The organism is Fodinibius sp. SL11, from assembly GCF_052060035.1.
Lineage (GTDB): Bacteria > Bacteroidota > Rhodothermia > Balneolales > Balneolaceae > Fodinibius.
The window spans coordinates 298,608-322,446 of record NZ_JBPOEA010000003.1; the positions used below are offsets into that span (position 1 = coordinate 298,608).

General features: G+C 41.4%; 16 protein-coding genes. 11 read left to right on the forward strand and 5 right to left on the reverse strand.

What is annotated here, in order from left to right; translation table 11 throughout:
- The first annotated feature begins 119 nt into the window (after positions 1-119).
- From ACQ76V_RS06840 to ACQ76V_RS06880, 9 genes are all read left to right on the forward strand, one after another.
- Positions 120-920 (forward strand): GntR family transcriptional regulator, encoded by an 801-nt coding sequence (locus ACQ76V_RS06840; RefSeq protein ID WP_440999742.1) that lies wholly within the window; start codon positions 120-122, stop codon positions 918-920.
- Positions 921-957: 37 nt separating this feature from the next.
- Positions 958-1,161 carry a YgaP family membrane protein gene (locus tag ACQ76V_RS06845; RefSeq protein ID WP_440999743.1) on the forward strand — a complete coding sequence of 68 codons (204 nt, stop codon included), beginning with the start codon at positions 958-960 and terminating at the stop codon, positions 1,159-1,161.
- Between the two features lie 207 nt (positions 1,162-1,368).
- A complete protein-coding gene (locus tag ACQ76V_RS06850) occupies positions 1,369-4,188 on the forward strand; it encodes a PAS domain S-box protein (RefSeq protein WP_440999744.1) in 2,820 nt (939 codons plus the stop codon).
- Positions 4,181-4,834: a response regulator gene (locus tag ACQ76V_RS06855; RefSeq protein WP_440999745.1), complete on the forward strand. Its 654-nt coding sequence runs from the start codon at positions 4,181-4,183 to the stop codon at positions 4,832-4,834. Before ACQ76V_RS06850 ends, ACQ76V_RS06855 begins: the two co-directional genes overlap by 8 nt.
- 176 nt (positions 4,835-5,010) lie before the next feature.
- A complete protein-coding gene (locus ACQ76V_RS06860; protein ID WP_440999746.1) occupies positions 5,011-5,400 on the forward strand; it encodes a hypothetical protein in 390 nt (129 codons plus the stop codon).
- Positions 5,401-5,506: 106 nt separating this feature from the next.
- Positions 5,507-7,690 carry a PAS domain-containing sensor histidine kinase gene (locus tag ACQ76V_RS06865; protein ID WP_440999747.1) on the forward strand — a complete coding sequence of 728 codons (2,184 nt, stop codon included), beginning with the start codon at positions 5,507-5,509 and terminating at the stop codon, positions 7,688-7,690.
- A gap of 173 nt (positions 7,691-7,863) precedes the next feature.
- Positions 7,864-9,762 (forward strand): glycerophosphodiester phosphodiesterase family protein, encoded by a 1,899-nt coding sequence (locus tag ACQ76V_RS06870; RefSeq protein WP_440999748.1) that lies wholly within the window; start codon positions 7,864-7,866, stop codon positions 9,760-9,762.
- A 188-nt stretch (positions 9,763-9,950) separates the two neighbouring features.
- Entirely contained in the window at positions 9,951-13,130 is a 3,180-nt protein-coding gene (locus ACQ76V_RS06875) for a S41 family peptidase (RefSeq protein ID WP_440999749.1), read from the forward strand.
- Positions 13,131-13,441: 311 nt separating this feature from the next.
- Positions 13,442-14,482 (forward strand): zinc-dependent alcohol dehydrogenase family protein, encoded by a 1,041-nt coding sequence (locus ACQ76V_RS06880; protein ID WP_440999750.1) that lies wholly within the window; start codon positions 13,442-13,444, stop codon positions 14,480-14,482.
- Between the two features lie 127 nt (positions 14,483-14,609).
- Here ACQ76V_RS06880 and ACQ76V_RS06885 read toward each other — a convergent pair whose 3' ends face one another.
- The 3 genes from ACQ76V_RS06885 to ACQ76V_RS06895 form a co-directional block, all read right to left on the reverse strand.
- Positions 14,610-15,260 (reverse strand): metal-dependent transcriptional regulator, encoded by a 651-nt coding sequence (locus ACQ76V_RS06885; protein ID WP_440999751.1) that lies wholly within the window; start codon positions 15,258-15,260, stop codon positions 14,610-14,612.
- Between the two features lie 74 nt (positions 15,261-15,334).
- Complete coding sequence (locus ACQ76V_RS06890; RefSeq protein WP_440999752.1) at positions 15,335-15,850, reverse strand: thioredoxin family protein; 516 nt, start codon at positions 15,848-15,850, stop codon at positions 15,335-15,337.
- Positions 15,847-18,495, reverse strand: coding sequence for a PP2C family protein-serine/threonine phosphatase (locus tag ACQ76V_RS06895; protein WP_440999753.1), 2,649 nt, complete (start codon positions 18,493-18,495; stop codon positions 15,847-15,849). Before ACQ76V_RS06895 ends, ACQ76V_RS06890 begins: the two co-directional genes overlap by 4 nt.
- 121 nt (positions 18,496-18,616) lie before the next feature.
- On the opposite strand from ACQ76V_RS06895, the gene ACQ76V_RS06900 reads away from it, so the two are divergent.
- Entirely contained in the window at positions 18,617-19,387 is a 771-nt protein-coding gene (locus ACQ76V_RS06900) for an NRDE family protein (RefSeq protein ID WP_440999754.1), read from the forward strand.
- 142 nt (positions 19,388-19,529) lie between these two features.
- Here the strand turns inward: ACQ76V_RS06900 and ACQ76V_RS06905 are convergent, their stop codons facing one another.
- Both ACQ76V_RS06905 and gltX read right to left on the reverse strand, forming a co-directional pair.
- Positions 19,530-21,260 (reverse strand): Na+/H+ antiporter NhaC family protein, encoded by a 1,731-nt coding sequence (locus ACQ76V_RS06905; protein WP_440999755.1) that lies wholly within the window; start codon positions 21,258-21,260, stop codon positions 19,530-19,532.
- Between the two features lie 200 nt (positions 21,261-21,460).
- On the reverse strand, positions 21,461-22,945 hold the full coding sequence (gltX, locus tag ACQ76V_RS06910) for a glutamate--tRNA ligase (RefSeq protein WP_440999756.1): 1,485 nt from the start codon (positions 22,943-22,945) through the stop codon (positions 21,461-21,463).
- Between the two features lie 185 nt (positions 22,946-23,130).
- On the opposite strand from gltX, the gene ACQ76V_RS06915 reads away from it, so the two are divergent.
- Complete coding sequence (locus ACQ76V_RS06915; RefSeq protein WP_440999757.1) at positions 23,131-23,808, forward strand: WbqC family protein; 678 nt, start codon at positions 23,131-23,133, stop codon at positions 23,806-23,808.
- The last annotated feature ends 31 nt before the right edge of the window (positions 23,809-23,839 follow it).

Below are 23,839 nucleotides of genomic sequence, written 5' to 3' on the forward strand. Positions count from 1 at the left end.
CAGCTTATAAGCTTACAGATACCTGGCAATACAATCAAATAAACTTGTATTAACAGGTATTTGATTTAATCCTAATTTTGATTAATTTCTGATGCGAACAATTTAATAAGCATGCAATTATGGACTTAAAGGACGGAATAGCACTCCACAAGCAGATCAGTGACTGGCTAAAACAGCAAATTGAAACAGGAGCACTGGCATCAGATGAAAAATTGCCCTCGGAAAATGAGTTGAGCAAAAAATTTGATGTGAGTCGCGTAACGGTTCGGCGGGCTCTGCAAACTTTGGAAAACGAGCAGTTGATTTATCGCTGTCAGGGATTGGGTTCGTTTGTTACTGATCAGCGCACGCATCAGTCGTTTTCGATTCTTAATGATTTTACCGAAGAATTGGAAGGGTCTGGTTTGGAAGCGAGCTCGAAACTGATATCATTTGAACAAGTCGATATTAGTGATCAAAAAAATCTGCTCTCTTATCTCGATATCGAAAACAAGAAAATAGCAGTTCAAATAGAGCGTGTTCGACTGGGCGACGGCGAACCGATTGCTTACGATATCACCTGGATGCCCATATTTTATGGACAGCTTATTGAGGGATATGACCTTGAAGAAACAACGATCTTTACAATCCTGGAAGAGGAGTTTGATATCCCCATTGAAAAGGGATGCTATCGCATTGAGGCATCGATGGCCGACGAAAAGTTAGCAAAACATTTAAATATTGATCCCCAAACACCCCTGCTGTTAATGAATCGCATCTCCTATACGATTGGGGAGAAACCGGTGTATTATCAAAAGAGATATTACCGGAACGATAAAATGGTGTTTGAACTTATGGCTGAACGAAGAAACTCTAATTCTGAGAGTGATGAGGAACTTCCTTTTAAAGAAATGATTCCCGTTTTTAGAGATAACACCTAACTATTTGTATTAATCCCAACCAAAAAGAGTTCATATTATGAAAAAGAACATGGGAACACTTGATCGCACTATTCGAACGCTACTCGCTATACTGGTAGGTATTTTATACTTTCTGGATGTCATTTCGGGAACAACGGCCATCATACTGGGAGTATTTGCAATTATCTTTTTAGTCACCAGTTTAGTAAGCAGTTGTCCACTTTACATGCCGTTTGGGATATCCACCCGGAAACAAAAGTAACCTGAAATTCAACTTAGAAGCAGTTAAACCAATAAGGCGATCTTCAAAGGTCGCCTTATTTTATTTTACCAATCTTTTTTTTGGGCGTATAAACCTATCTCTTCTATCCATTCTGCTTATAATGAATTAACCTATAAAATTACCAAAAAATCTTGTACACTTGTTTGTTAGGTAGAGATAAATCTTTGTTAAAAAAGTATTTAAGGCTTGGATAAAAATGATCCGGAAATATCGCTTTCTCCTCTCAATATAGTAGTCATTTACCTTATCGTTGCCGGAATCTGGATCGCCTTTACCGACCGAATGCTCGAATCATGGGTTACTGATCCCCATGCGCTATCCATTTTACAAACCTATAAAGGCTGGTTCTATGTGTTGCTTACAGGTGCCGGCTTATATTGGCTGATTAAGAAACACGACCAGCAGCTTCAAAAAAAGGAAGTTCGACTCGAAAATTTGCTGGGCGAAGTCCAATCCGAAAAAGAGCTCAAGGACGTTTTATTTGAACGGATTCCCATTCTTATTACCATTTACGACCCCGATCTGGAACAGTTCGAAGTCAACAGGGAATTTGAGAAAGTAATCGGATGGACAAATGAAGAAATTAAAGAAAAGAATATTGATTTATTAAAAGAAGTCTATCCCGATTTAGGAACCCGAAAAAATGCCGTTCAGTTTATGAACAATCCGGGTCTCGGCTGGAAAGAATTTACCATAACAACAAAAAACGGGCATCAAATACCAACAAGCTGGACTCAGATTCGATTAACGGATAACACCTCGGTGGGCATCGGTATCGACATGACCGACATTAAGGCTTCACAGGCTAAAATTCGGGAATCACGGGAACTGCTCAAAAAGATTTTCGAAAGCCTGGAGTCGAGCCTTATTGTTGTTGATCCCCAAGACAGAACTATTGTTGACTGCAATAGTGCCACAGAAAAAATCTTCGGATACAGCCAAGACAAGCTTCTCGGAAGCTCCACAAAAATGCTTCACGTTGATGAGGAGAGTTACCAGAAATTTGATGAGATGAGTGCTCAACCCCTTGCAAATAAAGGCGTTTTCCAAACCGAGTTCCAAATGCAAAAGAAGGACGGTACCGTTTTTTATTCCGATCATACGGTAACACTGGTTTATGACGAGGATGGAGAAGTCAACAAAGTTGTTAGTGTGGTTAGAGATATTACCGAACGAAAAAAATCAGAAAAAGAACTTCAAAAACGAAAAGAGTTCATTGAAAAAACGATTCAGAATTTACCTATTGGCGTTGCAGTCAATAATATTGATAATGGAAAAGTTACATTAATTAATAAAAAGTTCACGGAAATTTACGGCTGGCCTCAGAAAACACTGAAAGATTTCGAGTCCTTTTTTAAGAAAGTTTATCCTGAGGAGGAATATAGACAACAAGTATTCGATATGGTTAATGCCGATATTGCTTCAGGAAATCCAGACCGTATGCAATGGAAGGGCATGCGAGTTACTACCCAAGAAGGGAAAGAACGGATTGTAAACGCTAAAAACATTCCCCTTTATGATCAAAACCTAATGATCTCTACCGTAGTTGATGTTACCGAACAAAAAGAACTTGAACAAGAATTAAAGAAAGAAAAACAGCGCTTTCAGCTTGTAGCAGAAACTACGAGCGATATTATCTGGGATCTGGATTTCAAGACTGAGGAATTATGGTGGAGTGAAGGATTTGAAGAAGTCTTGGGATATGAACGTCATTCCCTAAAAGAAAATTATCAAAAATGGAGTGCTTACATCCACCCTGATGACAAGGATAAAATTACTGAAAGCTCGGAACAAGCGCTCAACTCCGCCTCCCGTAAGTGGAAAGAAGAATACCGCCTCATCAAAGCCGACGGCTCTATTGCCCACATGGTCGATCGGGCCATCATAATTCGGGATAACAATGGTAAAGCCATCCGCATGGTGGGAACGATGGATGACATAACTGAGCGGCGCAAGGCTCAGAAAAAACTACGGGAATCCGAAGAAAAATACCGGCACCTGTTTGAGAACAATCCCGAGCCCATGTGGATTTATAATCCCGAAACACTGGAGTTTATAGAGGTAAACAAATCTGCAATAAATCACTATGGATATACAGAAGAGGAATTCTTGAAGATGACTCTGCTTGATATTCGCCCCGAAGAAGATGCAGATGCCCTCAGAAAAAATGTGGAGCAAAATAAAGGTGAAAAATCCTACTCAGAAGAATGGGTTCACTTAAAAAAGGACGGAAGTCCTATTACAGTAGAACTCTCGGCCGCAGATGTTCAATATGGTAACCAAACCTACCGGTTAGTTCTGGTAAATGATATAACCCAACAAAAACAAATGCAGGAAAAAATCATCCAGTCGCTTATTGAGGGCGAAGATCGGGAACGTAAACGTATTGCGCACGAACTACACGACGGCCTTGGACAATACCTGGTAGCCGCCAGCATGAACCTGCAATCCGCCAAAGCTGATATCGAAGAATTAAGCAATAAACGGCAAAACCAGTTTAAAACAGGCCTTTCGTTGCTGAAAAGTGCTCTTTCTGAAACCCGTAGCATTGCTCATAACTTAATGCCTAAAGCTATTGCGGATTACGGGCTTACCGCTGCCCTTGAAAACTTGGTTAATAACTTCAAGAAAAGCACTGATATTGAATTTAGCCTTACCCATAACTGTGATCAGCTAAAACTAAACAATCAGACTGAAATTAACATCTACCGTATTTTCCAGGAAATTATTACAAATGCCATCCGACATGCAGAATGCACAAAAATAGATATTCGATTGCAACTGAAAGACGATTCACTTACACTGATAATCAAAGATAATGGGATTGGGGCAAAACTGGATGAACAGGATGAGGAAACGGGCTTGGGATTACGAAGTATAAAAACAAGAGTTCGCAGCCTGAAAGGATCCCTTGATATTCATTCAGAGCCTGGCAAAGGGATGAAAACATGCATCACCATTCCAGAAATTGATAATCTAAAATCTAACAAAACGGATCATGGCTGATATCAAAATTTTGATAGCGGATGACCATGACATTGTTCGCGATGGGATAAAAATGTTACTTGAGGATGAAGTAGGATTTTCTATTGTTGCCGAAGCTGAAAATGGCGTTAAAGCTATTGAATCCTGCGAAAAAGACGATGTCGATCTTATCATTATGGATATTAACATGCCCGAGATGAATGGTATTAAGGCGACCCAAAAAATCAAAGAATCGTTTCCGGAAGTTAAAGTTTTGGCGCTCACCATGATGGATGAAGATCAACATATTCGCCAAATGATTGAGGCCGGAGCATCGGGCTATATCCTTAAGAGTTCCGACAAAATTGAACTTGTTGATGCCATTAAAACAATATTAGATGGCAAACACTATTTCAGTGAAGATGCCACCCAAAGTGTGATGATGGACCTTGTAAAAGGTACAACAAAAAAAGACCATACTGATCCCGGAAATATTACCGATCGAGAAAAAGAAGTACTTGAACTGATTGTAGAACAGTATACCAATCAAGAAATTGCCGATGAACTTTTTATAAGCTCACGGACGGTTGATGCCCATCGCCGAAACCTGCTGCAAAAAACGGGTGCTAAGAATACGGCCGGCCTTGTTACCTATGCCATCAAACATGATTTGGTAGACATCCAATAGATTTCGCTATCTGGGTGTGGTACGCTCGCACACACCCTTTGTACCATTCCCTTCCATATCTATTTTTCCTTCCTTTATATAGGCTTTTTCACCTATATCAAAAATAGGCTTTTTAAGTCATACCCATACCCTGTGAAAAATAGTAGGTTTAGCTATATCATCTAAAACACAACGGCATGCAGATATTACTCGTTGGCAAAACATCTTCTATTACTACTACTATAAAATCGATGCTCAAATCGATGGATAATTGGTCGGTACAGCTACATTCAGACTTAAATACCTTGGATAGATACGAAGAAGAAAAATCTGAATTTGACCTTCTCATTACCAATTTGGAGGATTTTGACAAAGCTTCTACCAAAATTGTTGCTCAAATTCGTACCCATTTCCCCGAAACCCCATTACTTGTCATTCACTCATACCTTGACAATATGCTTATTAAGCCGATAATTAATGCTGGGGCTACGGGCTACATCCGTAACAATCTTTCGGAAGATCAGCTAATTGAAGTAACACAGAAAGTCGCCTCAGGTACTAAGTACATCATTGCGAAAACTACCTAAAACGCAATACGTCTTAAAAGGTATTTAAAATTTAGGCTTTTTAGGTGTTTTGCAGGCACTTAGAAATGATGATTTTATTGCCGCATATTCATTCATCCCAAATATTATGGCTGATTCAAATTTCTCAGACGTCAATATAACAACAACATTTCTTGATAGCCTGCTTGCACATGTTGCTATTGTTGATGGGAGTGGCATTGTTATAGATTATAATGAAGCATGGCAAAATTTTGATGATGCATCTACCGTAATTAAGCGTCCCGATACTGGCGTAAATTATTTTGAAATTCTGCAGAAGGCGATCGAGATGGGAGATGACTATGCCCTCAAATTTCTATTGGGATTAAAGAAAGTTTTAAATGGAGACACAAAGTCTTTTTCGCTGACCTATCCCCTAAAGACTGATACAAATTCGTTTTGGTTTAACGTGACCATTCGTCCCTGCAACGATAATCATTCGCATTTTTTGATGATGCACGAGGATATCACCGCCTCAATGCACGCCAAATACGAAAAAAAGGAGCATGAAGATCGCTTTCAGGTCAAATTCAAGCAAAGCCTTGATGGTATATTTATCACGGATGCCGAGGGGAATATTTTGGAAGCCAATCAAATGGCCTGTGATATGTTAAAATGGAACCAGCATGAGCTTGTCGAACGTTCTCTTGAATCAGTAATAAATAGTCAAGATCCTAATTACCGATCAGCTTTAGAACAGCGAAAAAAATCTGGGACCTATGCCCTGGAGCTGGATTTTATTGATAAACAAGGCAATATTATTCCTACCGAAACAACCTCGAGGACGTATAGAAACCCCGAAGGTAAGCTGCGCGCTATTATCACCTTTCGTGATATTAGCCGTCGCAAAGAAATAGAACGTGATCTCATCAAAACCGAACAATTTGCTAAATCTGCCTTAAACAGCATCCCAGGCATATTTTTTGTAATTGATCGAAGGGGCAATTTCATGCGGTGGAATGAAAACATGATAACAACTCTGGGATATAGTGCTGAGGAATTAAGCCGTTTGAAAGCTTCTGATTTTGTTATTGATGACTATAAAGAACAAGTACCTTTAATGATCCAGCACTGTATTGAGGAAGGGGAAATATCTATTGAAACAAAATTAATTGGTAAAAATGAACATATAAAAGACTATTCCATTTTTGCCAAACGCTTTGTTGAAGATGGTACAGTATATATTGCAGCTACCGGCATTGATATTACCGACCGCAAAAAGATAGAACGCGAAAATCGCCGCCATCAAATTATGATGGAACAGCTTTTTGATAATGCTCCGGTGGGCATTACCATCGTCGATAATAACAACAACATCCAAAAAGTTAACAATAGCTTTGAAAATATCTTTGGATACACTCAGAAAGAGTCTCTTGGGCAAGATATCGATACCCTGTTGGCTCCCAAAAACATGCAGGATGAAGCCAATGCATTATCAATAGCAACTCAAAAGGGAGAAAGTCTGCAAACGGAGACAATTCGAATTAATAAGTCGGGAGAAGAAGTTCCGGTGTTAATCGGTAGCGTTCCCGTTAAGTTGGAAGATGATATTATTGCCATCTACGGCATGTATGTCGATGTTTCTACCCAGCACAACTACCGCGAAAGAATTAAACAAACCCTACAAGAAAAAGAAGCCCTTCTCGCAGAGTTACATCACCGGGTCAAAAACAACTTGGCCCTCATCAACAGCCTGGTAGAGCTTCAACTTTTTGAAGCAAACAGCAAAAGGTTGAAAGAAGAACTGCAGGATATTAAAAATCGCATTATGGCGATTGCTACTACCCACGAGGTGCTGTATCAGAATGGGAGTTTAACAAGAATTCCCTTTAACAACTTTCTGCAAGAATTTGTGAATACCCGATTCGTTCAACACCAAAAAGATGCTAATAATGTTGTAATTAATTCACCCACTCAAGAACTCTTCCTAAACATTAACCAATCTATTCCAATCGGATTGTTGTTTAATGAGCTCTTTACACTAATATGTAATTTTTCTGACGAAGGCGAACGTTGCTCCATCGATATCCGGTTACGCGAATACGGTAAAAAAGTACATCTGATTATTGAAGGAATCCAAATCATCAACTGCCCCGAAGAAGTTAAAAACAACAAATCACTACATAATATCCTGATAGATACACTGGTTATGCAACTTGGTGGTACGCTTATTTGGCCCAACCCGGGAAGTGAATATCAAAAATTCGAGTTTATCTTTACCAAAGAAAATAGCTCCAGTCCGGCAAGTGAATACCTCGAAGTAGCTGAATAGCAATTTTTTTTAACACACTATGGATATATTCTGATCTACAGTCTATTACAATGGCTCACACAATCCCCATTAAAGGCAGATCTAACCAAAGGTCTGCCTTTTAATTTTGATTGAAAACGATCAATATCTCATTTCTCAATAAATATTTATCACAAATGGGTTTTTGTCGGTCAATGTTTATCATAAACCTGATGAATGAATTTATCCAAAGAGTTTGGCAATCAACCCTTGTTCGTTCTACCTGGCGACGAGTAATCCATCTCTGGAAGCCAATGTTAGCGTGGACTATACTCGTATGGGGCATCATTGCTATTATTTTAGCCCCTGCTTCGTCTGCCGTATTAGGCCTGGATTTTTTTCGCAGCGGGCAACTTGTAGTCGGTAATGAACAACTCCTTTCCTGGATGCTATCACCCGTTGGTGCAAGCTATATACTGTTGGGAGCTGCCCTCACCCTCACCGGATGGATTCTTTGGTTTGTAGGGCTTTTCCAGATTGTGGCCGATGACATTAATAAGCAAACTGTGGATTTTCGAAATATTATATATCGTATCCTCAGCAAAACGTATCAATTATTCCGGTTGTGCTTGTTTATTGTAGCAATAGGCTTACTCCTTTTATTACCACTGGCGGGAGGCTTAGCATTAGTTTATGAACTACTATTGGATAACTATGATATTAACTACTACCTCTCGGCAACTCCGGTTGAATGGCACATTACGATCATTACATCTGTTGTATGGTTTTTAATCTGGCTATCGGGCATTATTTATCTGGCCGGTCGATTTCTGTTTGCGCTGCCCATGTATCTGCACAGTCAAAAATCCATTAGAGAATCATTAAGGTACGTCTGGGAAACTGGTGCCCAAAAAGCTAACAAACGGCTGAAATCCATTCTTGCTACCATCAGCTTTTGGGTGCTGATTCGATTTATAGCAGATGCCGTTCTTTTGGCTGCATCCTTTTGGATAATCAGTTGGATAAGCGACTTCGCAAATGAGGTGCGCATCATCGCACTTGCAACAGGCATCTATCTTATGGCTTCGCTATTGCTCGATACCCTGCTCTCATTTCTGGGATTTTCGTACGTATCAACACTTATCACAAAACTATACTTTCAGGATTTTCAACAGCTCAACGGTCCTTCGGCCCCACGTTCTCGATACAAATTCAGAAGACTTGGCTCCAAGATAAAAAAGGTCTTCCGTCCCCAATTTCTTTTACCGTTGGTGGGTGGTATTGCTTTTATCAGCTTTTTTTTCAGCGGATATTTGATCGAACAGATCCCAAAAACAAACAGCAGCCAGGTTAACATAGCAGCTCACCGTGCCGGTCCGTCACCAGCGCCCGAGAATACGCTACAAGCCCTTGAGTTAACCATGCAAACCAAAGCTGAATGGGCCGAGATCGATGTTCAGCTAAGCCGCGACAGCGTCGTTGTGGTGGCACACGACGTTGACCTTATGCGTATTGCCGGTAATCCGGTCACTATCTCAGAAACGGACTATAAGCACTTGCAGAAAATTCTTGGGAAGGCCTATGCTCACGATAGAAGTATCCAGCAGAGGATACATACACTGGATGATTTCTTAGCTGCAAGCCATGGCAATATTGGACTGATGATTGAGCTAAAGCAAACTACAGAAGTCTTAGCTCATAAAGTTATTGAGGCTATAAATGACCATGGGATGGAGAGTAAAGTCATGATTATGTCTCTGGACCTGGATACTATTCGGCTTATACAAAAAATAGCACCTGATATTACCATAGGCTATGTTTCCGCTATTTCGATAGGTGACAAAAGTCAACTCCCCGTAGATCTATTGGCCATAAACCATAGAGCAATTACAACTTCACTCATCAATAAAACAAAACAACAAGGAATAAAAGTCTATGCTTGGACGGTCAATCGTGCCAATATTATGGCAAAAATGATTGAATATAATGTAGATGGCATCATTACTGACAAACCGAAACTTGCTGTCCAGATACGAGAAGAACTGCAAAACTTATCTGCGACCGAACGGCTTCTGCTACAATTCAATCAGCTAATAGATGTAAAAATAGACTAGCATATCAAAACACTAATAGTAATCGTTTTTCTCCAGTAATATACCCTCCAAAAATTACTGATTTTTACGTTCCTGTATTTGATTCTGTTTGAAATCTCTTACATAATGGGGTTTATAAAGATAATTATGTTTTAAAAGTATATTCATCAGCCAAAAAGCTACTCGCACTTTAAATAAACCATCATATTATGAAAAAACTACTCTTCACCGTTGGACTCATATGTTTACTTTTTTCTACATCACTTGCCCAATCAGATGAACCATTTGCCCGATTTCCGTCAATAAGTCCTGACGGCTCTACGATTGCATTTTCTTATCAAGGCGATATATGGACCGTTCCTGCTGAAGGGGGACGCGCCTGGCGGCTTACCCTGCACGAAGCCTATGAGGCTTATCCCAAATGGAGCCCTGCCGGGAGTCAAATTGCATTTACGAGTAATCGTCACGGGAATGATGATGTTTTTGTAATGAATAGCAATGGGGCCCAGATTAGTCAGCTTACCCATCATTCAACCGATGATGAATTAACAGGCTGGACACCGGGCAACAGTATTATTTTTACCAGCAATCGACTATTTAATCAAGTGGAATGGGAGCCTGAAATACATACCGTTGGTGCTGAAGGCGGTACCCCCACTCGCTTTTTTGATTCTTTCGGGATGATGGCCGAAATGAGTCCTGATGGACGTTTTATGGTTTTTGTACGAGGATATAACAGAGAGTTTCGCAAACGCTATCGCGGATCGGCAAACAAAGATCTTTGGCTCTATGATCTGGAAAATGACTCCTATCATCAACTTACCGATTTTAAGGGCAATGACATGTACCCCACTTTTACCGACAGTCGCACTCTTTACTTTTTAAGTGAGCGTAACGGGGCACATAATATCCACAAAGTTAAAATTAATGACGACGGCAGCCCAAACTATACGCCTATCGCCGTAACTGATTACAAAGATGATGGTATCCGTTATTTCGATATTGATGATGATGAACAGCGTATTGTTTACGAGCGCAAAACTGGTCTTTATACGCTCAATCCGCAACAAGGAAACAGTCAGCGCTTGAATCTGGATGTGTCCCAAGATCAGCGATTTTATAATATTGAACAGAAAACCTTCACCGAAGATGCCCAGGAGTTTGCTGTATCACCAAGCGGAGATTGGCTGGCATTTGTAATATCCGGTGAAATATTTGTCAAACATAACGATCCGGCAAAACAACGCTCGGTTAAAGTAACTGATCATCCCTATCGCGATCGGGATGTAGCGTTTTTGAATGACTCAACCCTCATTTTCGCCAGTGATCGCCATGGACAATACGACCTGTTTTCTGTCCGTCCATCGCAAAAAGAGGTCAACGACCTATTTGAAAGTCTCCAGTTTCAAACCAAGCAACTTACCGATACCGAACTCAGCGAACGCAATCCAGTTGTTTCACCTGATGGTAAAAATGTGGCTTTTAATCGTGGTCGCGGACAATTGGTCGTTACTGGAATTTCAGGCCGAGATAACCTACAAGAAGAAACCATCTTAGTTGATAATGGATGGGCAGAAGCCAGCGATGTGGCCTGGAGTCCGGACAATAAATGGCTCGCATACTCCATGCCTGATCTCAACTTCAACCACGAAGTTTATATCCATCCCGTAGATAATTCAAAAGAACCGGTAAATATCAGCAAGCATCCCCGTCCGGATACCGATCCGGTTTGGAGTCCTGATGGAAGCAAGCTCGCATTTCTTTCTAATCGTAATAATGGGGATGATGATGTCTGGTTTGCCTGGCTCAACAAACGCGATTGGCAGCGTACCAAACTTGATTGGGAAAAGAGTGAACAACCTGAAGTAGTCTCTGCCAAAGATACGGTGGGTATTGATGTCTCAATTAATTTTGACGGACTATACAAACGTTTAGATCAAGTAACCTCTATGCCCGGTGATGAATCAAATATCGCCATCTCCAAGGACGGACAAACATTCTATTTTGTAGGCGACGATGCTGATGAAGACCTTTATCAAGCAAAATGGGATGGCAGCCAAATCACTGCCCTCACCGAAAGTGGTGTAAACCCAAATGATGTTCGCTTAAATACTGATTTGAATAGCCTCTACTTTATGCAGGCTGGCGGTACCATGGGTCGTTTCAACCTGGATAAAAACGAACTTGAGCAACTGCCTTATCAAGCAAGTATGAAAATAAATCACAATAAGCAACGAGAGCAAATTTTTGATGAGGCATGGAGGCTGCTAAACGTCAACTTCTACGATCCCGACTTTCACGGGCAAAACTGGAACCAGCTGAAAAAACATTACAAGCCTTGGGCTATGCAAGCATCAAACGATCGTGATTTTGAAGATGTCGTAAACATGATGCTTGGCGAATTGAATGCCAGTCACATGGGTTTTTACGGATCAGACCGTGCCGAAACACAAGATACCCAGACCGGACGTATTGGTACCGAGGTTGAACCTGTTACAAACGGAGTGAAGGTGGTTCGGGTAGTTCCTAACTCTCCGGCCGATCGTGAAGTAAGCATGTTAAATGTTGGGGATATTATCACCGCTGTTGGTGATCAACAAGTTGCTGAGGTAGAAAACTTTTACCGTTTGTTATCCGATAGAGTTGATACTCCAACCTTGCTCCAGGTTCAAAATTCTGAAGGAGACACACGTGAAGTTGTTATTGAGCCTACCGGTAGTCTCAGCGATCAACTTTATAACCAATGGGTTGAGAAGCGGAAAGAACTTACCGAAAAATATTCTAACGGACGCTTGGGCTACATCCATGTTGAGGGAATGAACTGGCCCAGCTTCGAGCGTTTTGAACGAGAGCTGGTGGCAACCGGAGAAGGCAAAGACGGCATTGTCATCGACGTACGATACAACGGCGGGGGCTGGACTACTGATTACCTGCTAACAGTACTTAAATACCGTCAACATGCCTATACCATTCCGCGCGGAGCTACTGCAAATATTTCAAAAAACAAAACTAACTTCCGCGAACACTATCCCTTTGGTGAACGACTGCCACTCTCAAGCTGGAACAATGCTTCCATTACGCTTGCCAATCAAAACAGTTACTCAAATGCAGAGATCTTTTCTCATGCCTATAAACAGCTGGATCTGGGTACGTTAGTTGGAGAACCAACCTTTGGAGCAGTTATATCTACCGGCGGTGCCGGATTGATGGGAGGCTCCTATGTTCGACTCCCATTTCGAGGTTGGTTTGTAAAAAATACGGATACCAATATGGACCGTGTTCCGGCTGTACCTGATATTGAGGTGATCAATCCTCCCGATTATAGATCAGGTGAAGACAAGCAGCTTAAAAGAGCAGTTAACGAATTGCTCAATCAAATCGATAATTAATGACATTTTGATTGATTCTTGGCTTAAGAAAAGCACCGGCTTTAAAAGGCTGGTGCTTTTTTTATGTACTGATGCGAATTCGTTCCAAAACTATATTGCACCATTGCAACACTTTTTTGCACATCCTAAACAGGGTATTAAAAATTCAAATAAAGTAGGCTTTCCTATCCACGAAATGCCCTTTTAATAAACTTAGGTTAAGAACTTTTCTGGCATATCAATTGCATATACTAAAAGGTAGAAAAAGTAATCACGCATCCCGTAAAACATTTATGAAGATGCTCTCCAACCAAAGATGAGAGGTACCCACTATGAAAGCACTCGTTTATCATGGCCCCGGCAATCGTAAATATGAAGAGAAGCCCAAGCCAACCATTCAAGAAACAACTGACGCTGTCATCAAGATTAAAAAAACCACTATTTGTGGTACTGATCTCCACATTATGAAAGGAGATGTACCTGCTGTTAAAGATGGCACTACACTCGGCCACGAGGGCGTAGGTATTATCGAAGAAGTGGGTGAAGGGGTATCAAATTTTAAAAAGGGCGATCATGTACTTATAAGTTGTATCACCGCTTGCGGAAAGTGTGATAACTGTAAACGCCAGATGTATTCTCACTGCGAAGACGGAGGCTGGATTCTTGGTCACCTCATCGATGGTACGCAGGCCGAATACGTTCGCATTCCGCATGCAGACACAAGCCTGTACCATATACCCGAAGATGCTGACGAGGAAGCATTAGTTATGCTTAGCGATATTTTACCCACTGGTTTTGAGGTAGGCGTACTCAACGGCAAAGTAAAGCCGGGTGATGTTGTGGCTATCGTTGGAGCCGGTCCCATCGGTTTGGCAGCCCTACTAACTGCTCAGTTTTATTCCCCGGCCGAAATCATTATGATTGATCTGGATAATAATCGCTTGGAAGTTTCAAAAGAGTTTGGCGCCACCGACACCATAAATAGTGGTGAAGAAAATGCCCTCGAAAAAATAATGGAACTCACTGATGATAAAGGAGTAGATGTTGCCATTGAAGCGGTTGGCGTTCCCGCAACATTTGATATCTGTCAGGATATCATTAAGGCTGGGGGCCATGTTGCAGTGGTTGGTGTGCACGGTACCAGCGTAGACTTAAAGCTGGAAGAATTGTGGATCAAAAATATTACTATGACCACAGGTTTGGTTGACACCTATACCATCCCTATGCTGATGAAAACAGTAGGATCCGGTAAGCTGGAACCCGAGCAGCTGATTACCCACCACTTCAAATTGGATGAAATAATGGAGGCTTATGATACCTTTGGCAATGCAGCTGAAGAAAAAGCCTTGAAAATTATTCTCGAAAACAAATAACTCACTCTTCAATCTATCTTAACTAAGAAGCCCGCATCCGCTGTGCGGGCTTTTTTTATTTGAAATTACTCCTTCGTTAAGAACGGTTAATCGACTTTTTAGACTTGCTCGGCAAAGAAAGTTGGTTCTATGCCACAAAAATATTCTTGGCCACGTCATTACCGATTACCTGCTCATCGTTCTCAACAAGTATGGTGACAGGCCCATCAAAAGGGGCTTTTTTCATTATCTTCACTTTTATGCCAGGCAGCAAACCGATCTTCTCAAGATAACGCAACAACTCTGGATCCTGATCTTTTACCCGACTCACTATATACTCCCTATCAGTTTCCCCATCAACAAGAGGCTCAGCATCCATCTCGGGTATGAGTCCATCCTTAGTAGGAATGGGATCACCGTGGGGGTCGTGGGTTGGATCGTCAAGCAACTGCGCTATTTTATCTTCAAATCGTTCTGAAATATGATGCTCGAGCTTCTCGGCCTCATCATGAACCTCATCCCACGAATAGCCCATGACCTCAAGCAGATATAACTCAAGCAGGCGATGGTGGCGTATAATTTCGAGCGCAATTTTCTTCCCTGAATCAGTCAGCCGGGCTCCTTTATATGACTCGTAATCAACTAAGCCCATCTGATCAAGCCGCTTAATCATATTGGTCGCCGATGCCGATGACACATCCAATGAATCAGCAATTTTAGTGGTCGATGCTCCTTTCTGATCTGTCTCAAGCGTATATATCGCTTTTAAATAATCCTCAACAGCCTGACTTAATACCATACTGAATACATTATTTGCTCCTTTGTTCTATTGCCACAATATATGAAATATCCCCACTCTGTTATATCCGTCCATTATCGACGAATATCAATTCCATGTTTCTTTAAGTATTTTTCAAACGACTCTTTTCCCGTTAAATCAGCCCCTACAAATGCAACAAGTTTATCAAAAATATGGGGCGGCAAAAATCCCGGTTGTCTACCAATAGTTTTGCCATTCTGGTCCAGGAAAATGAAGGTAGGTGTAGAACTCACCCTGAATTGACGTGCTAATTCCCGTTCCGTAATGGAGCCGCCATTAAAAATAACTTTTTTATCGGACTCGAGATCAACTTTTACCGGGTAAAAATATTTATGCAAACTATCTTGCACGGCTTGCTGGGGAAAGACTTCCGCATACATTTTTTTGCAATATCCGCACCATGTAGCCTCGGCAAACAGCATTACCTTTTTGTCATTCTCTTTCGCTAATTCCTGGGCTTCCGAAAGTGATTTCCAATTCACCTCCGACTGGGCTTGAACGGGAACTATCCCAATAAATAAGATGAATAAACCTATAACTAACCCTTTTAAACCCATTACAAAACTCATGAAAATCTATTTTTTATATCTTTCAATTTCATAACCATTATTGTCATATCATCGTGCTGTTTTGCCTTGCCAATAAATGAGTTTACATCTTGTGCTAACAAATCCAAGATTTCTTTTGCTGACTTACTGACATTGCGCTTTATCATTTTGTTTAATCGTTTAGTGCCATAAAAGTTTTGCGATTCACTCAACGCCTCAACGATTCCATCGGTATAAAGAACAAGTATATTATCATCTTCTAAGGATAATTCTACTTCTTCTAAATGCTCATCAAAATGATCCTTTGATAACCCAATACCGATACCTTTAGGTTTTAACTCTTCTAAATTTGAATTTCTATCCACTCTCAATATTGGGTTATGACCGGCACGAGCAAACGTAAACGTCTGCTTTTCGAGATCTATTATTCCATAAACCAATGAAATAAATGTCCCCCGCTGAGCATTGTCATAAAATAAGCGGTTAACCCTTTTAAGTACTTCGGCCGGGGAATCAATTTCATGGCAGAGGCTTTGTAATATTCCTTTAATAAAAGTCATATAAAATGCTGCCTGAAATCCCTTGCCGCTTACATCTCCAATAGTTACAGCCAAGCGATTTTCATCCAGCTGAATAAAATCGTAGTAATCGCCTCCTGTCTCATAAGCAGGCTTGCAGATAGCTGCTAAATCAAGTTTTTCAAAGTTTGGCCTCGTAATGGGTAAAAAAGATTGTTGTACTTCACGCGCAATTTGAAGCTCCTGTTTTATGCGCTCTTCCTGCGCCAGGGCTTCTACATATTGAGGGACATACCGTGTTAATAAATTTTCTTTTTTACCCTTTGCTATGGCAACAAATCCGATCCCTAAAAATATCGACATTAGTACAACTAAAGATACAAACAGGTATAAATCCGGTGAGTTTCCAATAAACCAGCCTTGAGCTGTATCTAACAACCCCAGAAAAAAGAAATGGGATAACAACAATGTTAGAAAATCCCACTGTAAATAAATGAGCATCATTCCTAATCCCAATACACCTGCAATTAGAAACTCAAAACTCCCCGGGCCATAACTTCCCGATACGGGAATGATGATGCCACAGCTAATAACCATCAGCACGCTGCTCAAAAGTTTATTCTTGAATTGGCCATATAGTTGGCTACCCAGCCCCACAAACACGGCAAGCACCACTCCCATTGAATATACCCCATCACTTAACGTGATATATGCCGGAGCCCAAAGAGCACGTTCCTGAACAAAAACATTTTCGATACTCATCCAAATATTGGGAAAGAGCCAAAGTAAGAACGTCCATAAACCCGCCAGTATAAAAGCCAGGGCAATCGAGCGAACCAGCATAAGCCCGATAGGTTTATTAAAAAGCATACCCTGTCGCAAATAGTCATAAGTATCTAATTTTTGCGGCCAATATTGACGAGTAACTGAATCACCAATCGAAAAGAGTACAAAAAAGGCTAATGCCGTACCAGCTCCTGATAAACCTGCGCCTACTAATGCCATTGCTATTTGGGGCCATCCTCCGACTTCTCCCAAAAATTCATTGGAAGAAAAAATTATCAGTAACACCACAACCGAAATAGCCAACCCACAAATAGTGGAAACCACCAGGGCCGGTTTAGTATCAATAGCCCGTTCTCGAATCCTAAAAAAGAAAATGATAACCGCTCCAAGTCCGAATAAGAATATGAACGTTGTCTGGACAACTTCCCACACCCCATTTTCATTGTTGGTGTTCAAAGCATCCCCATAATCAGACCGAATACTTAACAACCCACCAGTAGGAGTAAGTTCAACATCTACGGAAAGCGCAACTCCTAATGTAGAATCAGAAGAATTGAAACTGGCCGTCGCAAAGTTATAACTGTCTTCTCGATTAATTTCTACGGTATCCGGATTCAGCTTTGCAAAGTTCCAGCCGGATTGCTTCAGATAAAAGGAAGCCATACTATAAAAATCTTGCTTGATAAGTTGAATTTTTTCGCCGGTGTTCAGGGCCTCTATCAAATTACCCGTTCGATCCGGCCTTTTTTGGGCTACTTGTTTCCAATTGGGTTGTAAATTGACATTCAATCGTGAATATATTGTCTCATCATTATAAGAGGATAGAAAAGTCAGCACACTATCCTGCGGAAGATCAAATATTGACGCAATCGCATTCCTATTTACTTGCTTAAGCGGCTTTATGTTAGATTGATTGATCAATTCTATAGGATTGCCATCAGGATTTAACCGCAGAATAAGAGCATTATTATAAACAGGATTTTGTCGGCCGTTCTGATTTTCTACGGTGATCTGTTGATCATCATCTTCCTTTGGACGGAAAATGGTCTCCCAATAAAAAGGAACCATATTGGGATAATCCGATGCCCGAAGGCGTTCAATCATTTTATCCCTGCCCAAAAACTTTTGCACGGTATCAATTAAACCTTGGTTGGAACTGAATGAAGTATTGCCATTAAACCGTTGTATTGGATAGCCCCAATTACTAAGAACTTGATTGGCTTTATCTTCGGCAGTATGATTATTCAGTTTCATGTCATCAATTACTGCTCGGGGATCTTGAGAAGGATATCCCACAAAGAACCAAACCCCGGCAAGCAAAAAAAGAGCAATAAAACTATATTCCCGAAAAGATAAACTCACAAATTGATCAAACTTTAGTTACCATTCGTTGGCATTACACGTGGAATATGTGAAATAGTTATCAAAATTAATATAATGGCAGCGCTTACTCATTGATGTTTGGCCACTTTAAAAAAGTATTATGTGTCTCATTGTTTTTTCGTACAAACAACATGCCCAATACCCGTTAATTTTTGCCGCTAACCGGGATGAGCACTATGGTCGCCCTTCCCGATCCGCACGGTTTTGGGATGATAACCCAACAATTTTAGCCGGCAAAGATTTAGAAGCCGGTGGCACATGGTTGGGCATCAACAAATATGGAGATTTTTCGGCCATAACCAATTATCGCGATCCCAATATCCAAAAAGAACATCCGCCCAGCCGGGGACAGTTGGTGCTCGATTTCTTAAAAAATGACTCTGCCCCATCAACGTACCTTAACGAACTTCAATCCCGAGCAGACAAATTTATGGGATTTAATTTGTTAACCGGCTCTCTGGATGAGCTTGGCTATTACTCAAATCAGCAGAATAAAATTTTATTTCTGGATAAAGGCCTATACGGGCTCAGCAATCATCTTTTAGAGACTCCCTGGCCCAAAGTTAGGCGCGCAAAAGACAGCATGCGTGCACTTATTGCAGATAATAAAATTGCTCCCAAACCTCTTTTTGATTTATTGGCTGATGATCGAGAAGCTCCTGAAGAAGAGCTTCCTGACACCGGCATACCAAAGGAAATAGAAAAGAAAGTTTCTCCGATCTTTATCAAAAGTGATGGCTATGGTACCCGCTGTTCTACGGTGATACTAATAGATCACAATGGTGACGTTACCTTTGCAGAGCGACGATTCAAACCGGGAACAATGCAAGTTGAAGAAGAGAATCAATACGAATTTCTTATTGAAAAATAGTTTTGGTCCGTAGCTTTGCTGCGAAACCAGAAAAAATGATTTGTATTAACTTTTTAAAAAGTATCTATCCTTGATAGAGCCAAATAGTAATGCCATTGTGTAAAAGTCCGCTCTTGCTAACTTATTACTACATTCTATGAATTTAGTCCAACGAAGTGCTGGCTGCTTCTTTACCCTCAGGAGTATACTCTTCGGGATCGGGAATTTTACCAAATTGAAAGATGATAGCTACAATAATCAATACGCCAGTCGGGTAGATAATCCATGCCGGGACTCCAAGCACCATGATTGAAATTAGGCTTATAACGCTAATTGTCCCAACTATCATTGCATAGGGCAATTGCGTATTTACGTGCTCCACGTGATCGCACTGAGTCGCAATAGAGCTGAGAATAGTCGTATCCGAAATAGGCGAACAGTGATCCCCCCAGACCGAACCGGCCAACACCGAACTGACGCTTGCATAAATTATCTCGTGCGTCATTTCAAAAGGTAGGCCGGTATTATTGCCAATTTCCCAAGCAAGCGGCACAACAAGCGGCATCAAAATTCCCATTGTCCCCCAGCTGGAACCTGTTGCAAAAGCTGTTAATGCCGATAGTACAAATACAATAGCGGGTAACCAGAAAGGATTCAATGTTTCACCAAACACATTCATCAAATAATCAGCGGTGCCAAGCTCTACCGTTATAGCACTAAGTGCCCATGCCAAAACCAAAATAAGCAATCCATCAAACATCGTATGCATGCCCTCCATCATGCCTTCGAGCATATCTTCTATATCGAGCAGATTTCGATATAACGTCATAATAATAGCTATGGTGATCGAAATGAGGGACCCCCAGAGCAATGCCTTATACGAATCTGCTGTTTCGATAATAGACTGTATGGTATCACCCGAACCCGTAATAAATAATCCACCAATAGTTCCGAAGATAAGTGTCACAATTGGAATAGCCGCATTTGTCCAATGCGAAACCTTCTTCGTTTCCTCATCATCCTCGATCTTATCCTTCCACAAGTTATACGTATCAAGTTCAGGATCATGCTTTGCCTTGTAAAGATTGATACGAGAGGTGAGCATGGTCGCAAAATCACGTCCCGACCACGCGATTAAAATCACAAATAGAATGGTAAAAAAGGCATAGAAGTTATAAGGCAGCGAACCTATAAAAACGGCATACGCCGACTCATTGAAATTGGGCATCTTTGATTCCGCATCAGCAATAAAACCGACCATGGCCCCAATCCATGTACTCACTAAAGCTATTGTCGCCACCGGTGCTGCCGTGGCATCTACCAGGTAAGCAAGTTTAGCCCGAGAAATTCGCAGCCTATCCGTAAGTGGACGCATGGTATTGCCCACCACCATGGTGTTGGCATAATCATCAAAAAAAACAACGAAGCCCATTAAAGCGGTCATCAATTGACCGTGTACTTTTGTACGAACAAATTTTGTAACCCTCGCAATTACTCCTCGCGTGCCGCCGTTGTCGGTAATAATTCCAACCATCCCGCCTATCAGAATGGTAAAGATGATAATACTCATGTGACTTTCATCAGCTGTAGCAGGTACGATGTATCCATCAAGTGTCGCAAAAAAACTGGTGAAAACACCACCGAAAGAGAGATCCCCAGCCAAAAAAGCGCCACACCAAATTCCCAGAAACAGAGCAAAAAGCACCTGCCGAAAAATAAGCGCAATTCCGATAGCAACCAGGGGTGGTAAAATGCTAAGCCAACTACCGGTTTCGATACCTGTGTTAACCGCTTCTTCAGCAGCTTGGGCGGCATCGGGTGAAGCATATCCAAAATTGATTAACAGTAATACTGAAAATAGTCCGGCAATAACAAACAGTGCTTTCCGCTTCATTGAATCAATTTTTGTTTAGCTTTCTTTGATCTGTACCGAGCACACAATTGATCATGAAAATACAATCTCTGAAATAATTTGCCAGATTTTTTTTCATCCCAATTAAATTTCATTCCAAATATAAAACCCCAAGGGTCTTTAAAACCCTCAGGGTTTGAAATAAGCTACTATATTTCAAGCACTGACGCTTAAAATAGCTTTTAACCTAACTTTTCGATCGCTGTCGTAATACGACGAATAGTTGTTTCCTTACCAAGCAGTTCAATAGTTGGCGTTAAGTCGGGACCGTAGCCCATACCCGATACAGCCACACGCAATGGCATCATAACCGGCCCAAAGCCAACATCGTATTCTTCAATCACTTCTTTAATCTTATCTTTCAGCGTTTTGGCCTCGAATTTATCTTCATCGAGATCTTCTATTTTCTCGACATAGGCTTCAAGAAGCTCGGCACTATTATCCTTCCATTTTTTTACAGCCTTATCTTCGTATTCTTCGGGATCTTCAAAGAAAAAACGTCCCATCGTGACGAAGTCCTCAACCTTACTCACACGATCTTTCATCAGCGGAATAATCTGCTTCATATACTTCTCATCGGGATCGAGACCGTGCTCTTTGGCAATCTCCTGTACACGTGGCCAAAGTTCGTCAGCAGGCTTTTCACGCAGGTAGTGCTCATTATACCAGATTAGCTTTTTGTAATCGAAGACGGCCCCGCCTTTGCTTACGCGATCCAGCGAGAACATATCGCAAAGCTCATCAAGTGAGTGAATCTCCGAATCGTCGCCAGGGCTCCATCCCAGATAGGCCAGAAAATTCACTAAGGCTTCCGGTTCAAAATCCTGATCAATATAGTCTTTGGTGTTAATGGGAATACCTTCAGTTTCAGCTTTGCGCTTGGAAAGCTTCCCTCCACTGGGTGACATAATCAACGGCAGGTGTGCCATCTTGGGCGGCTCCCAGCCGAAATATTCGTACATCAATATGTGCTTTGGCGTACTGCTGAGCCACTCTTCCCCCCGAATAACATGTGAAATCTTCATCAGGTGATCATCCACCACATTGGCCAGATGGTAAGTCGGCATGCCGTCAGACTTGAGCAGCACCTGGTCGTCAAGCCCCTTGCTTTCAAAGGACACAAATCCACGTACTTCGTCTTCAAAACGAATGGTTTCGCGACGTGGCACTTTCAATCGAATTACGTATTCTTCGCCTTCTTCCAGCTTGCGTTCAACTTCCTCTTCAGGAAGAGTCAGGCTATTTTTCATCGACATGCGGGTAATCGCATCGTACTTGGGCGATGGATTCCCGGATTTTTTCAATCGCTCCCGCATCTGGTCAAGTTCTTCTGTGGTATCAAAAGCATAGTACGCATTGCCTTGCTCCACAAGCTGTTCGGCATATTGCGCATACATATCTTTGCGCTCACTCTGGCGATACGGACCTGCATCACCCGGATTTTCGGGTCCTTCATCGACTTGCATACCCGCCCAGTTCAACGACTGTTTAATATCTTCTTCAGCTCCTTCCACATAACGAGCTTGATCAGTATCTTCAATACGGAGCACAAAAGTCCCGTCGTTGCCCTTAGCAAATAAATAATTATAGAGTGCCGTACGGAGCCCACCGATATGTAGCATTCCGGTTGGGGACGGCGCAAAACGTACACGTACACTACCTTCCATAAATCTGGATAATTGGTTTAAAATAATTCCTGTTCAATGCGTCGAAAAATAAGGCTTATAGGGCACTTGTGCTAATACGAACAAGTAATGAATTAACAGATAGAGAGTAATTTTAAATTCTTATTTTTAATTCTTAATTCCTTACTATCAAAAAAACTGAATTGGCTTCGATAGCCTCTTAATTTATGAAGCTTGCTCTTTTAACGCCTCAATTTGCTCCCAATCTCTATGATTTATCCATCATGCTGCAGGCGAACCGTGTTATTTTGCAGGATGTAGAGCGCTGGTCGCGGAAAAGCCGAACTCACCGTGCCCAAATTCGCACGCCAGAAGGCACGCAGTGGATCAACATCCCCATCCGCACCGAAGACCGAAAGAAAGCTATTAAAGATGTCCGCATGGATCATTCCGAGGACTGGGTCTCTCCCTTGTTACGCACGCTTGATTACAACTACCGCAACAGCATTTATTACGATTTTTATGAGCCGGAAATCAAAGCCGACTGGGAATCTGCTTATGATTATACCTACTTGATGAAGTTTATGCTCTACATTCAAAAGCGGCTGTTTCGATTTATGGATATCAATATTGACTACGAGATGGCCAGTACACTTCCGGAGTATAATTCCAATCCTAATCTACTTTCGCGAAAGTTAGGTGCAGATACCCTATACCAAGAACATGATAGTCGACACTATCTGCGGCAGGCCGAACAAAAAAGTACTCCTGACTTCGAGCACCCCGAATATCATCAACATTTTGAAGGCTTCGAACCGTGGTGCTGTATTTTAGATGTGCTCTTTCAGTTTGGACCGGAAAGTTTTCGGATAACGGATCAACTTGTTGAAAAAGTTGAAGGTTGAACGTTAAAAGTTTACTCTTAAAACCTTCAAT

What these genes read in the sequence shown, in the direction of transcription:
- ACQ76V_RS06905 (WP_440999755.1), bottom strand. Translation starts at nt 21,260, where the DNA reads ATGAAGCGGAAAGCACTGTTTGTTATTGCCGGACTATTTTCAGTATTA.
- ACQ76V_RS06890 (WP_440999752.1), bottom strand. Translation starts at nt 15,850, where the DNA reads ATGAGTTTTGTAATGGGTTTAAAAGGGTTAGTTATAGGTTTATTCATC.
- ACQ76V_RS06870 (WP_440999748.1), top strand. Translation starts at nt 7,864, where the DNA reads ATGTTTATCATAAACCTGATGAATGAATTTATCCAAAGAGTTTGGCAA.
- gltX (WP_440999756.1), bottom strand. Translation starts at nt 22,945, where the DNA reads ATGGAAGGTAGTGTACGTGTACGTTTTGCGCCGTCCCCAACCGGAATG.
- ACQ76V_RS06855 (WP_440999745.1), top strand. Translation starts at nt 4,181, where the DNA reads ATGGCTGATATCAAAATTTTGATAGCGGATGACCATGACATTGTTCGC.
- ACQ76V_RS06840 (WP_440999742.1), top strand. Translation starts at nt 120, where the DNA reads ATGGACTTAAAGGACGGAATAGCACTCCACAAGCAGATCAGTGACTGG.
- ACQ76V_RS06915 (WP_440999757.1), top strand. Translation starts at nt 23,131, where the DNA reads ATGAAGCTTGCTCTTTTAACGCCTCAATTTGCTCCCAATCTCTATGAT.
- ACQ76V_RS06865 (WP_440999747.1), top strand. Translation starts at nt 5,507, where the DNA reads ATGGCTGATTCAAATTTCTCAGACGTCAATATAACAACAACATTTCTT.
- ACQ76V_RS06880 (WP_440999750.1), top strand. Translation starts at nt 13,442, where the DNA reads ATGAAAGCACTCGTTTATCATGGCCCCGGCAATCGTAAATATGAAGAG.
- ACQ76V_RS06860 (WP_440999746.1), top strand. Translation starts at nt 5,011, where the DNA reads ATGCAGATATTACTCGTTGGCAAAACATCTTCTATTACTACTACTATA.
- ACQ76V_RS06900 (WP_440999754.1), top strand. Translation starts at nt 18,617, where the DNA reads ATGTGTCTCATTGTTTTTTCGTACAAACAACATGCCCAATACCCGTTA.
- ACQ76V_RS06885 (WP_440999751.1), bottom strand. Translation starts at nt 15,260, where the DNA reads ATGGTATTAAGTCAGGCTGTTGAGGATTATTTAAAAGCGATATATACG.
- ACQ76V_RS06845 (WP_440999743.1), top strand. Translation starts at nt 958, where the DNA reads ATGAAAAAGAACATGGGAACACTTGATCGCACTATTCGAACGCTACTC.
- ACQ76V_RS06875 (WP_440999749.1), top strand. Translation starts at nt 9,951, where the DNA reads ATGAAAAAACTACTCTTCACCGTTGGACTCATATGTTTACTTTTTTCT.